Source organism: Idiomarina sp. PL1-037 (assembly GCF_034422975.1).
Classification (GTDB): domain Bacteria; phylum Pseudomonadota; class Gammaproteobacteria; order Enterobacterales; family Alteromonadaceae; genus Idiomarina.
Genome location: NZ_CP139873.1, coordinates 1,950,067 through 1,963,145 on the forward strand (window position 1 = coordinate 1,950,067; position 13,079 = coordinate 1,963,145).

The following is a 13,079-nucleotide window of genomic DNA, read 5'->3' on the forward strand; positions in this document are numbered from 1 at the left end:
CACCTCATACGGTGAATTTAATAACCGCCTGGCGCAGTTGCTCTGTTTGTTTACGAACCTGAGCAACTGCGTCAGCATTTGACTGCGCATCATTCGCGGCTTCTACACCAGCATCCCGCACGCGGGTAATATTTCTCGCAGTCTCATCCACCACAGCTGACTGTTCTTCAACTGCCGTTGCGATAGACGCCGAACGGTCGTTAATTTTTAAAAGCTCCATATGAATACGATTAAATAACTCATCGGACTCCGACGAATGTTGAGCACTCTCTTCACCCAGTTCATTGCATTCCTGCAATGTGCTGACAATGATCTGCGTCTGTTGATTTAACTGACTGGTAATGGACTCTATTTCACCAATAGATTGCTGAGTACGAGAAGCCAGTGTCCGGACTTCATCAGCAACAACAGCGAAGCCTCGTCCCTGCTCACCGGCCCGTGCAGCCTCGATAGCTGCGTTCAATGCCAGTAAATTAGTTTGCTCTGCAATGCCATTTATAACCGTCACTATTTGCGTAATTGACGCACTGCGTTCCGCCAAGGTATTCGCTTCGCTCACGCTGCTGTTTAAACGCTCCGCAAGATAACGAACCTTTTCAACACCAGCCTGTACCGAAGTACTACCATGCTTAGCCTGGTCGGACAAACTGTTGACCTGCTCGGCGGTGTCTTCCGCATCATTGGCAATAGTATGCGCCGTACTGCCCATTTCATTAATAGCGGCTGCAACCTGGTCAACTTCATGCGATTGCGTATCAAGATTTTGCGAAGTGTGAGTGACGGTATCTGACACTTGCTCAGTTAACCCATTAACCGTCTCTACTGACTCATTAATCTGCTTAATAACGTTACGGAAGTATCTCAAAAGCTCATTAAAGCTATCGACTAAATCACCCAGCTCGTCACTACGGAACTTTTCTGATACCAGAGTTAAGTCATTGCTACCTTGCACTTTTTTCATGTCTTCGCGTAACTGAGTCAACGGCTGATTAATTGAGCGAATAACCCAGAACAGCATAGCAACGACGATAAATGCAATTGCTGCAAAGACCACAATAGGAACCCACTTCATAGTTGCCTGACGTGACTGAAGAGAGGAGTTAAGGTTCTCATCCAACTCAGCTAACGAACTTTCCATATTACTGGCTATCGTTCGCACTTCACCTTTAATACCGGACTCTTCGTCCAAACCAATTTCTTTCGACAAACTGGCGTAACGGCCAAAGTCACGACGATAAGCGTCAACTTTGGAAGCCAGATTCGGCGATGCCGATAGTTCAGCTTTCAGCTCATCAAGTAAATTGTTAACTCGTCCCAAATACTTGTCGTCAAAACGCAGCATAAAGTCTTTTTCGCTACGGCGTATCTGCAGCAGAGTTACCAGCAATTCGGTTCGCCCGGCAGCATCAATAGCTTCTTCCAGCTCATGCGTTGCCGTTCTCAGGGCGCCATAGGCTCCACTGTTTTCATCCAGCCCTCGTTGCTGAAAGGCTCTAACCAAATGACTAAATTTTTTCTCGTACTGTGACACCAACCCACTAAGTTCGTTAATAAGTTGAGTCGAACCTTCCTCAGCGACTAATTCGTTGAGCTGCTCCAGCCTGTCCGTTGTTATGCGAATTTCTTGCTTTAGCTTATCGGCATCACTTTCATCCATTCGAAGCAGGAAATCTTTTTCGGCACGACGCACTTGTAATAAACCGTTATGTACAGATTCCCGCAATTCACTGGCACGGTGCAGCTGACTAACCTGAGACTGAAAGAACATCATCAGCATTAGTAATATGATAAAAGCAGCCGTTGTTACCGCCCCGACAGCGAGAAGTTTATTGCGAATTGACATAACGTGAACCCATATTTAGAAACTGGCGAAATAGTAGTCATTGAGCAAATATTCTGCAATGATCTATTTTGTTAACAACTTTAGTGAAGTGACACGCTATGTCAAAGTAAGAGGTATCACTTACTAGGTAAATACCCTTATTTCAGAAACAGTTATAATCGCACCAAGATAAAAACAGGATGCAGTAATGAAAGTTAATTCGGCAATACAAGCGTTATCAGTTCTAAACGATGGAGATGTTATTTGGTGTCAGTCGATGGCGGCAACTCCCTACAAATTATTAGAGGGTTTAAAGGAAATAGCCAAACAGCGTGTAAACTTAACACTATTGCAATTGCATACAGAATACAGCGAATCGTTGGGTGACCCTGAATTACGCGGGCACCTTAGGCAACGAGCTTTTTTTGTCGGAGCATCAACCCGCCAGGCTGTTAATCAAGGGCTGGCCGACTACGTTCCCATTTTTCTGTCTGAAATTCCAAAGCTATTTCGTTCAGGCGAACAACCGCTTGACGCAGCCATTATTCAGGTTTCGCCGCCAGATAAACACGGTAACTGCAGTTTAGGCATTTCGGTAGAAGCAACCCGAGCCGCCCTGCAAGTTGCAAAGAAGGTTATAGCCTGGATAAACCCCAATATGCCGCGCACTCATGGCGATGCGCTTGTTCCACTTAAACGCTTTGATCGTTATTTTGAAGAAGCCGCCCCGCTCCCTGAACATAAACAACCGGAACAGAACCCGGTTACCCAAAAAATTGGTGAGCAAGTTGCCGGACTCATTAACGACGGTGACTGTTTGCAGATGGGCATTGGAGCGATACCCGATGCGACTCTGGCTTGTCTTCATCACCATAAAGATTTAGGTATTCATACTGAAATGTTCTCGGATGGTGTGCTGCCTCTGGTTGAGCGCGGCGTTATTAATAACAGCCGTAAGCGTAAGCATCGTGGCCGCATTGTCACTACCTTTGCTATGGGCTCACAAGCGTTATATGACTTTGTGGATGACAACCCGGAAGTGTTTTTCCTCGATGTTGAATACACCAACGACACCTCGGTTATTCGTCAGAACAAACAGGTTATGTCTATTAATAGTGCACTGCAGGTGGATTTAAGCGGTCAGGTTTGCGCCGACTCAATTGGCACACGCATTTATTCCGGCGTTGGAGGACAAATGGATTTCGTCCGTGGAGCCAGCTTGTCCGAAGGGGGGCGCTCAGTTATTGCGCTACCGTCAACGGCTTGTGGCGGAAGCGTTTCCAGAATTAGTTCTCTCCTGACACCGGGTTCTGGCGTGGTGACAACCCGAGCTCATGTTCATTACATTGTAACCGAGCATGGCGTTGCCAACTTACGTGCAAAGAGTATGTGCGAGCGTGCTCGGGAGCTAATTGAAATTGCAGACCCCAAATTTCGTGAAGAACTGGCTAAAGCTGCTTACGAGAACTGGGGTCTTAATGTAACCTGAAATTTAACTACTTCTTTTTGGTTGGCAACCGCACCAGAGCTTTTGTTTTAGGCAATGGGTGCTGTTGCTTACCAAGCGCAATGTAGGTAAAGCAACATAAACCAATGACTATAACCAGAGCACCAACCCATTGAATTTTAATGAACTGAACACTGAACAAAACGGTCAGCGACATCATTAAAAAAGCATGTAGGGCCAGATACTTTTGTTTACCAAAGCGTTTAACGGTTAAGTTCAGGTTGTCAGAGTAAAGCCTGATGAGTGAGTCCAGGGAATTGATTACAAACACTATCCCGACAAAAACCATCACTAGGTTTATCAGTCCCGACGTATCCAGGCCTTTCAGATGAAATAAATATAAAACACTGAACCATAGCCCAATAGATAACGAAGGCCAGATTAACATTGCGGCAAATAGCGAAACCGTACGCATATTACCAACAAACCGTGAAGTGAACTGGCCAATCATAATACTCCATGCAAACCACCAGAATAGATAAAATGCATGATAATCATTAATTGGCAGTACGAAGCGATGCAGGTGCTCGAAGTAATCCGTCAGTAACGGCAGCGTATTAAAGTAATCAGGGGCCGTAACTTTATCGGACATAAGCGCAACACTGCCAAGCCCTATAATAAGCGCGAAAAAGAGTCCTCCCGAAGACAAGCTGAGAATTTTCACAAACTTAATTTCGGTACTGGAATAAACGGCGAATAAAATTGTTCCACCAACAATCAGGGCGTATGACCAGGGAAAGCCTTCACCGACGGAAATACTGGGTAAATACCAGCTTAAATTGGCAAATAGTAAGTGCGCTGTAAAAGCGCAGGTGCCAATAATAACAATATTATTAATCCACTTTACCCAAGTAATTTCAAAAAACTTAACTTTAGGTTCAATCGCACAAAAGTAGAAACACGTAACAAAGTAAATCGCCCATATCAGAAACCCCCAAAATCCAAACTCTATCGCTAATGGATTGGCAAAGGCATACTCCGTGTTTTTGGCAGTGTCTGCGTAGGAAGGAAACTCAGTCAGCGGAAACATGATTAATCCAACATCAAGCCCCGACGTGAATAAAATAGCAATGAAGGTCAGTGTTGAAACGGGGTAACGCCCATTCAGTTTAAGGCGCCCCCAGCGCACTAAAATATAAACGACCATCGCCATAAAAAACAGCATTCCGACACTGACTAAGGTTAACATGAAGTTCTCCGTTTGCCTTCGCCTTGTCTCTGGCTTTGCTTCCAATCGGCTGCGATGTAGACATCAACGTCCGCTGCAGGCATTTCCTTTTGCTTTATTAAATCGGCTGCTCGCTCCGCAACCATGATAGTAGGCGCATTTAAGTTACCGTTTGGAATAGTGGGGAATACGGATGAATCAATCACTCTCAGTTTATCAAGTCCACGGACACGCATTTGAGGATCAATAACGGCCATATTATCGTCAGCGCTTCCCATGCGACAGGTTCCACACGGATGGTAGGCGCTCTCAACTGCATCACGGACAAAATGGTCTATTTGCTCGTCAGTTGCGACGCTTCTGCCCGGCTGAATTTCTTCACCCCGGTATTCATCCATTGCGGGCTGCGCGATAATTTCCCTCGACAAGCGCACACAAGCTCGAAAAGCTTCTATGTCCTCTTGATGCTGCAAATAGTTAAACTGTATTCTGGGTGGAGTGAAAGGATCAGAGCTTTTCACTTTGACCCAGCCTCTACTTTTGGGTTTGTTATGACCAATATGAAGCTGGAAACCGTGACCATCAAATGCAGATTTTCCATCGTAACGAATTGCGGCCGGTAGAAAATGATACTGGAGATCAGGCCACTCAACCCCTTCTTTTGAACGGATAAAACCGCAGGATTCAAAGTGATTGGTTGCACCCAGCCCAGTTTTAAATAGAAGCCAGCGCACGCCAATAGCTAACTTGCTCAAGGGACCTAATTTACTATTCAGAGTCAGGGGTTTCTTGCACTCGTACTGAAAATAAAACTCCAGATGATCCTGTAAGTTTTCGCCAACTCCGGGCAAGTGGTGGCGTGTTTCAATTCCTGCCGCCGATAAAGTTTCACGATTGCCAATACCTGAAAGCTGCAAAATATGCGGAGAACCAATGGAACCGGCACTTAAAAGTACCTCTTTACCGGCGAAAAAACGTATAGGATCATTTTTTTCATAGAGCTCAACACCAATAGCCCGTTTGTCCTCTAGCAAAACTTTACTGACCTGGACGCCAGTTTTTACTGTCAGATTTGATCGTTGCATTGCTGGCTTTAAATACGCATTAGCGGTCGACCACCTGACACCTTTTTTCACGGTCATGTGCATTGCACCAAAGCCTTCTTGCTGAAAACCGTTATAATCGCTGGTTTCCATGTAACCAGCATCTATTCCGGCTTCCACAAAAGCTCCATAAAGAGGGTTGTGCATATTATTGCCGTTATTGACCGCTAAAGGTCCACCTTTGGAGCGATAATCATCAGCGTTAAAAGCCCAGTCTTCAGCTTTCTTAAAATAAGGTAGGCAATGTTGGTAGTCCCAGCCCTCAGCGCCGAGATCTTGCCACTCATCAAAATCGCGGGCGTGCCCTCTAACATATACCATACCGTTTATCGAAGAAGATCCACCCAGCACCTTGCCGCGCGGACAGTGCATCTCACGATTATTTAAGAATGGTTCTGGCTCTGTGTGAAATTGCCAGGCGTACTTTTTTGTATTCATTGGAATAGAGAGCGCTGTCGGCATTTGAATAAAAATACTTTTATCCGAGCCCCCGGTTTCAAGCAATAGAACTGAAACTTCAGAGTCTTCTGTTAGACGGTTTGCCAGTACGCATCCCGCCGATCCAGCGCCCACAATGATATAATCAAAGGTTTCATTCGCTGCCATTAGAAAGGACCTTCAAGTTTATCCATACCAACATAAATAGACTTAGTCTGAGTATAGGATTTAAGTGCTTCAACACCGTTTTCACGGCCAATACCAGACTGCTTATAACCACCCACAGGCATCTCTACCGGGGAATTGGCGTAGGCATTTATCCAGCAAATACCGGCTTCCAATTGCGCTATAACACGGTGAGCGCGACGTAGATTTTGAGAGAAAATTCCTGCCGCCAGGCCATAGTCTGTATTATTAGCTCGCTGAATTACTTCTTCTTCAGTTTCAAATGTCATTACGGACATTACCGGGCCAAAAATTTCTTCTTTCGCGATGCGCATATCGTCTGTACAGCCTGTAAATATTGTCGGCTCAACAAAATACCCACCTTCACAACCTTTGGGTGTCTGGCGCTCTCCGCCAAATGCCAAAGTGGCGCCTTCTTCTTTGCCAGAGTCAATATATGACATCACTTTATGCAAGTGGCTTTCGGAAATAAGAGCACCAACATTCGTGTTCGGATCCATCGGGTCACCGACCACGATATTATTTTTCGTGCGCTCTAGCAGGCGTTCCATGAAAGTTTCATAGCAGTTTTTATGGACGAATACTCGTGTTCCGTTGGTACAAACTTCTCCCTGAGTATAGAAGTTTCCCATCATGGCACCTGTAACGGCTTCATCAATATCAGCATCATCAAAAACAATAAGAGGAGACTTGCCGCCCAGCTCCATAGTGACACTTTTCAGTGTGCCCGCTGCAGCAGCCATCACTTTCTTGCCAGTACCGACTTCCCCAGTTAATGATACTTTTGCAATTGCGGGGTGCTGAACCAGGTAATTGCCAACCACACCGTCGCCATGCACAACATTGAATACGCCCTCCGGTACACCAGCCTCGATAAAGATTTCCGCCAGCATAGCTGCGCCACGTGGAGTTTCCTCGGAAGGCTTGAAAATCATACTGTTACCTGCAGCAAGAGCTGCCGCAGCTTTCCAGCAGGCTATCTGTAACGGGTAGTTCCAGGCGCCGATACCAAAACAGACGCCCAATGGTTCATGCCGAGTGTAAAAAAAGTCGTTGCCGACACTTTGCTGTTCACCCATCATGGACGGACACAAGTTCCCAAAATATTCAATCGCGTCAGAGCCTGTCTGAACGTCTACTTCTACAGCTTCCTGCCATGGTTTACCTGTGTCCAAAACCTCGAGTTCTGCCAGTTCGTCATTGCGCTCTCGCAAAATAGCAGCCGCTCGCTGCAACACGCGGGCGCGCTCAATAGCAGGCGTTTTGGACCAAACTTCAAAACCTTTTTGGGCGCTTGAAAGTGTATCTTCAAGCAGAGACTCACCAGCAGATTCAACCGCATAAATAGCCTTTCCTGTAGCCGGATTAATTACATCGAAGCAGTTATTGCCACTGTCGTCGACATAGCGGCCATGAATGAAGTTTTTAAGTAATGTTGAAGACAATGGTAGCTCCTTAATAATTTAGGCTTATTTCAATTAACGCCATGCTGTTCAAGCACGCCATTAATATATTTTTTACAGTACTTCTTTGCCAATCTGAACTTTTCCGAGTTGGCCCTGCTCAAGGCACAGCGCAACCAGAATCCATCAATTAATGCGGCTGTAACTTCGGCGGCTTCCTTTGCGCTTTCAGTATCCAGTAATTGTTTATAGCTATAACGTAAATTACTAACGAGCCGACGCTTGTTCAGCTCCTGTAGCCGATAGAGATCCGTATCATGCATTGACTGTCCCCAAAAACTTAGCCATGTTTTTGTGCTGGGATCAGCCTGTTGTACATCGGAAAAGTTTAAATCCACTATTTTCATCAGCCGGTCATAAGGATTATCCGGCGAATTCTCCATTTTTAACTGAGAAAGCAAATACCGAACCGAAGCTTCTATTAATGCCTGCTTACCACCAAAATAATGACTGATAATACCTGACGACATTCCAGCGCGACGTGCTATTAAATTAATTGTCGCTCCTTTTAAACCAACATCAGCAACGACATTGATTGTGGCATCGATAAGTTGTTGACGACGCATCGATTCCATTCCTACTTTCGGCATAGCTTTCTCACATAGTTTAAGTTTAGTCGTAAGGTTCCAACGTTGAGAGCCTAAAACGATGTTCATTGACTACATCGCCCGTTTCGTCGTAGAGCCCTAATGTTATGACGGGGTCTTGTTTCTCCCAGTCCACATCTAGCGCGCCATAGTTTACGGTACTTATTGGCTGACCAACTCGGTGCTTATTCGGGCTGACGTTTTTCCATTCCTGGGTTAGACCGGAGGAGGTTACTTCCCATAAAGGGTAATCTAAATTTTCATCGTAATAACTGACCTCACCCCAGTGTGTGTCTCCGCTAATTAAAATAACACCGTTTACTTCGTGTTTTTTTATCAAATCAAACAAGCGTTGACGATCTGCCGGGAAGTTAGCCCAAGACTCCCAACCCGTAAAGTCTGCCAGAAGCTGAAGGCTTGAGCCAATCACTTTTATTCTGCCTGGCTTTTGCAGTTCTTTTTCTAGCCACTCCCATTGTTTTTCGCCGATCATAGTCGCACTGTTAGTGTCATCGGGAATGTATGGCCCCATATTTTTGGGAGCGCGCTCATTTGAATATTCAGACCGGGTTACATGAGCGATGTCGTCTCGGTTCCAGCGCAAGTCAGGCAAAATAACGTGAATACTTTCTTCTCCTTCACCATAGGTATAAGAAGTATATATGCCGTGTTCACGAGTCCGCCTGGGTGAATTTTCAGGTTCTTCCCAAAAGTCCAGCATGATTTGGCGGGACGCTTCTTTTTCAGGATAGTTTTTTCCCGCGTCGTTAGCGCCGTAATCATGATCGTCCCAAATAGCAATCAACTCAGCCTGTTCTTTCAAGTTTTTAAAACCAGAATTCGCGCCCAGCTTTTTATATTTCTGCTTGAGTTCAGACATATCTTCAGTATCGCCGTATACGTTATCACCAAGAAAAACAAAAACTTCCGGTTGATCCTGAATAATACTCTTAAATATGGGCATTTCTTTGTCTTGATGCGAACATGAGCCGAATAAAATTCGACTGGGTACCTCAGCAAAAACTGAGCTACTAAGTAGCAATCCAGATAGTGCAATTAATTTATACATTATTTATTAAGACCTATTCTCGCCCTAAAATAAAAAGGTCACATGCGGTAATTACCGCATGTGACCTTCCGGGTTTCTTAAAATATCAATTTGGCATTAAGTGCTGCGGTACGTGGCGCGCCAATCCAGCCCGCTCCCGGAGCGATAGTACCAAGATACTCTTCATCAAAGACATTATTGATAGTAAAACTAAGCTCTAAACTGTCAATTGCGCCGTCATTATCGGAGTAAAGTGTCTTACCAATGTAGAAATCACTCACGACATAAGAATCAGTCTCCTGAGTATTTGCCTGGTCTAAATAGCGCTCACCAACATACTTGGTGCTAAGGCCGGCATAGAAGTCTTCTTTCGTGTAATCAAAACTAACAACTGCCATGTCCTGAGCACTTCCCAGTACGGTGTTACCGCGGAACTCTTCATCTTCATAAGTAGAGTCATTTTTTGTGTAAGACACGTAAACGCCCCAGTTATTACTGATGTTGTAATCCAGTGAAGCTTCAATACCGCTTGACTCAACGCCACCCGTATTAACATAGCTTCCAGCTGCTTCTTCTAAATAATCGATACCATCAGCGTCTTCAACACTAATAAAGGTAATACGGTTTTCAAAAGTAATATCATAGTAGGTTAAACTGGCGTTAAAGCCGGGAGTTGAATAGCGCAAACCTAAATCAATATTATCGGCGGTTTCTGGTTCAATTGAGCTAACATCGCGGTCCGGTTCTTCTAAGACAGAATCCTTAATAGCTGCGAAGTTCTCTGCATACCCACCGAAAAGTTCTAAACCTCTAACGGGCAAAGGTGCTACAAAACCAGCTGATAGCAGTGCGTCTGAGTCAGAAGACACCTCGAGGTTATTTTCTGGATTAAACTGATCTTCTTTTGATACTTCAACATCGAATTTTTTAGCACCAAGGCGGAACTTGGCAAAGCCTGCATCCAGTTCGTCTTCAATATAGTACATTAAAGTTTCTACTGGAAATTCCCGGCTGTACTGCACCCAATATGGGTTGCTTTCGATTCTGGCGCTAACAGAGGCATCAATCGTTTTATGAAAATCACGGTATTCATCACGCTGATAGTCTTCGTACCAGAAACCACCTCGCAATGTGTTCGCCATACCGGCAATTGTGGTATCCCAAACAAAGTCTGCATTCACACCATAACGCTGCTTCTCGTAGTGTGAGTGACGTTGTGAACTAACCGCCATTGCTCCTTGCTCATAGCACCCCGGATCAAGCGCTGGATCATCATTGCTATAAGGGAAGCTCAAAGAACTTTCACAGCCTGGTTTAGGCGACAAAGACTCGCCGTTTCTATTAACGAAATGAATCTTACCATTTTGCGAACCAGCGTAAGCAGTCGTGGAAGCATCAAGCTCAGAATGCGGGTTTCCTGTTCCGTCCTCAGTAACATCAACTACATAAGGCGGCAGCCATTTCCCTGTTCCTTCATTCTCATGGTAATAAACATTGGTACTGACATCGACTTGACCCAGCATAAAATCAGCTTTCAAGTAACCAAATAGATTCTCACGCTCAGTGACCCAGCCTTGACGCCATACTTGATCCTGATGAGGGATACCAGTCCAGTTCTCAGTTAAGCCATCCCAATTAGAGTTCTGTTCATACTGCTCTAGCCCATAAACCCGCTGGTAGGTATATTCTTGCGCATCGTCATAACTGAAATAACCAGTTAAGTCGACATCACCCAGACGACTAATAATTTTTCCTTCTGCGTGATCACGGGTATTAGTCGCAGAGCCGTCCATATAGTCATCGTTTTGTTGGCTCGACAAAGAGAACCAGGCAAAAGTGTCTTTTGCAATTTCGCCGGTATCGTAACGCGCATAAAGTTTTTGTGCGTTATGTTCACCAATGGTTGTACTGACAGTAAACTGTTCTTCATAGGCTGGGCGAATGGTTGTAAAGTTCAGAGTGCCGCCCAGAGCCTCATTTGAACGTGAACTGATGTCTGACGTTCCTTGAGAAACTTCAGTACCGCGCAAGTTTTCAGTATCAATATAACGGCTGGCTTTGGTACCACCGCCGTAATTTGAATTACCATTAGAGATACCGTCTACAGTCATGCCAATTTGCTGAGATTCCAAATCTAATTGAAAACCGCGAATCGAAATACTGGTTGACCATTCATCAGAGCCAAAGGGGTCACCTTCGTTAACCAACACACCAGGCAGGTTATCAACCATTGCCAGAGCGCTGGTCATTGGAGTTTGTTGCTTTTTCATTTCAGCAGAAGCTGCGTTATTGGCGTATGAGACACTGCGGCCTGTAACGACAATGGCTTCCATCTGTTCTTTTTCTTCTGCTTTCTGATTTTGGTTGTCCTGCGCCATTGCTGGCAGAGAGGTAGCAGATAATGCTGATAGTACAGAGAGTGCAATTAAACTTTGCTTCATAGGCACATAAGTTTTCATAAAAGTTCCCATTTCTTTTGTTGTAGTGAAGTTCCTTAATATATGAGTCTAATGTGACAACGGCGTTAAGGTTAATTGATCGTTCAATTAAAATCAAACTTAACTAATTGAACGCTCAATTAAAATAAGTTTAATTTTTAATCAACACCTTTTAGGCAGGAGTAAGAAAATCTATAATTTTATTTTAAAACAAAAGGTTTGCTCTAACTTAAGGCAGGTATTTAAAAGTTCCACATACTCCACAAACCAAATTCATAGGAGTCACGCTCAAATTCCTTACTACTTTCTTCAACCTGTTTAGCAACTAAAGCGACGGTAACGTAAGGCGCAACTTTCCAGTCCCATCCTATTTGAAGGTAATTTTTCTCGTAAGCAGGATTAAGCTGACGGCTGGGGTTCGTCCTATCGTATCGGACGAAAACAGAATACTGAGGCTGATACCGATAACTAGCCCAACTTCCCCAGCCACTTTTGGCGTCTTCGACAAGTGTAGCCACCTGTCCCCAGTTATTGTTATGTACGTATTCAACGCCTAGTCGAATGTCTTTTACTTGATAATTTATCGATGCATTGAACCTTTCTGCTGTATTTATTTTAGGCGCATCGTCCTTATCCTGAGTTCGTGTACCGCGGTAAGCCCCCAGCGCAATATCTAACGCTGGTGTGATATGCCACGCCGCATAAGCTTCTGCATCGGCGGAATCACCAATGCGCGGCTTTTTAAAGCCGCCACCGCTCACCACTGAGACCGCATAGCTGAAGCTCTTCCCGTTTGCCTGATAATGAACACCCAAATCTGTAGGTCCCGCAAACTGATTCATTGGCGTCAGGCTTGGGTCGACATAGCGGTAACCCACTTTGCGGGCAATATAATCAATCCAGGGCAATGGTGCTACACCTATTTGCAGAAGCTGTCCGTCAGGTAGCGTACGTTGAATATAAGCATGGCGGAACCAAACGTCGGTCGGATCGCTTTGGCGGCGCCACTGAACGTCAGTCGTCACTAGTGCGCTCCATTTTTCATTGAACTTATGGTTAACGTCGAAATAAAAACGTTTTAAATCCAGTTCCCAGCCTTCTGCCTCTAAGTCCAGGTTTTGCTGTTGAATATTACTTGCATTAATGAACAGCTGGCTCGAAAGTCTCGTTTCCGCTTGTGCAGAAGCAATCCAAAAACCTCCCGAAAGTAATGCAATCGCAAGCTTCGAAAGTCTCATAGTTAACCCTTCTTCAATAACCTCACAATTAATATGGCTATAATAAATTATCTACTACTATAATGACTATTATAATCGTCA

General features: G+C 44.7%; 9 protein-coding genes. 1 reads left to right on the plus strand and 8 read right to left on the minus strand.

The annotated features are described in order from the left end of the window. Nucleotides 1-4: 4 nt before the first annotated feature. Complete coding sequence (locus U0358_RS09110) at nt 5-1,843, minus strand: methyl-accepting chemotaxis protein (protein WP_322406069.1); 1,839 nt, start codon at nt 1,841-1,843, stop codon at nt 5-7. 187 nt (nt 1,844-2,030) lie between these two features. Between U0358_RS09110 and U0358_RS09115 the strand changes: the two genes are divergently transcribed. Beyond that, complete coding sequence (locus U0358_RS09115; RefSeq protein WP_322406070.1) at nt 2,031-3,311, plus strand: acetyl-CoA hydrolase/transferase family protein; 1,281 nt, start codon at nt 2,031-2,033, stop codon at nt 3,309-3,311. 7 nt (nt 3,312-3,318) lie between these two features. Here the strand turns inward: U0358_RS09115 and U0358_RS09120 are convergent, their stop codons facing one another. The 7 genes from U0358_RS09120 to U0358_RS09150 form a co-directional block, all read right to left on the minus strand. Continuing rightward, nucleotides 3,319-4,518, minus strand: a complete 1,200-nt coding sequence (locus tag U0358_RS09120) for a BCCT family transporter (RefSeq protein ID WP_317498805.1) — start codon at nt 4,516-4,518, stop codon at nt 3,319-3,321. Beyond that, entirely contained in the window at nt 4,512-6,206 is a 1,695-nt protein-coding gene (gene betA, locus U0358_RS09125; RefSeq protein ID WP_322406071.1) for a choline dehydrogenase, read from the minus strand. The genes U0358_RS09120 and betA overlap by 7 nt, the downstream gene beginning before the upstream one ends. Then, entirely contained in the window at nt 6,206-7,669 is a 1,464-nt protein-coding gene (gene betB, locus U0358_RS09130) for a betaine-aldehyde dehydrogenase (protein ID WP_416182987.1), read from the minus strand. The genes betA and betB overlap by 1 nt, the downstream gene beginning before the upstream one ends. Nucleotides 7,670-7,698: 29 nt before the next feature. Continuing rightward, nucleotides 7,699-8,277, minus strand: coding sequence for a transcriptional regulator BetI (gene betI, locus U0358_RS09135; protein ID WP_317498803.1), 579 nt, complete (start codon nt 8,275-8,277; stop codon nt 7,699-7,701). Nucleotides 8,278-8,299: 22 nt separating this feature from the next. Continuing rightward, nucleotides 8,300-9,343, minus strand: coding sequence for an alkaline phosphatase D family protein (locus U0358_RS09140; protein WP_317498802.1), 1,044 nt, complete (start codon nt 9,341-9,343; stop codon nt 8,300-8,302). Nucleotides 9,344-9,420: 77 nt separating this feature from the next. Beyond that, complete coding sequence (locus U0358_RS09145; protein WP_322406072.1) at nt 9,421-11,781, minus strand: TonB-dependent receptor domain-containing protein; 2,361 nt, start codon at nt 11,779-11,781, stop codon at nt 9,421-9,423. A 221-nt stretch (nt 11,782-12,002) separates the two neighbouring features. After that, on the minus strand, nt 12,003-12,998 hold the full coding sequence (locus tag U0358_RS09150) for a hypothetical protein (RefSeq protein WP_322406073.1): 996 nt from the start codon (nt 12,996-12,998) through the stop codon (nt 12,003-12,005). Between the last annotated feature and the right edge of the window lie 81 nt (nt 12,999-13,079).

Bases quoted from the DNA above. Each gene is read 5' to 3' on its own strand.
- U0358_RS09150 (WP_322406073.1), bottom strand. From the start codon at position 12,998: ATGAGACTTTCGAAGCTTGCGATTGCATTACTTTCGGGAGGTTTTTGG.
- U0358_RS09115 (WP_322406070.1), top strand. From the start codon at position 2,031: ATGAAAGTTAATTCGGCAATACAAGCGTTATCAGTTCTAAACGATGGA.
- betI (WP_317498803.1), bottom strand. From the start codon at position 8,277: ATGCCGAAAGTAGGAATGGAATCGATGCGTCGTCAACAACTTATCGAT.
- U0358_RS09110 (WP_322406069.1), bottom strand. From the start codon at position 1,843: ATGTCAATTCGCAATAAACTTCTCGCTGTCGGGGCGGTAACAACGGCT.
- U0358_RS09145 (WP_322406072.1), bottom strand. From the start codon at position 11,781: ATGAAAACTTATGTGCCTATGAAGCAAAGTTTAATTGCACTCTCTGTA.
- U0358_RS09120 (WP_317498805.1), bottom strand. From the start codon at position 4,518: ATGTTAACCTTAGTCAGTGTCGGAATGCTGTTTTTTATGGCGATGGTC.
- U0358_RS09140 (WP_317498802.1), bottom strand. From the start codon at position 9,343: ATGTATAAATTAATTGCACTATCTGGATTGCTACTTAGTAGCTCAGTT.
- betA (WP_322406071.1), bottom strand. From the start codon at position 6,206: ATGGCAGCGAATGAAACCTTTGATTATATCATTGTGGGCGCTGGATCG.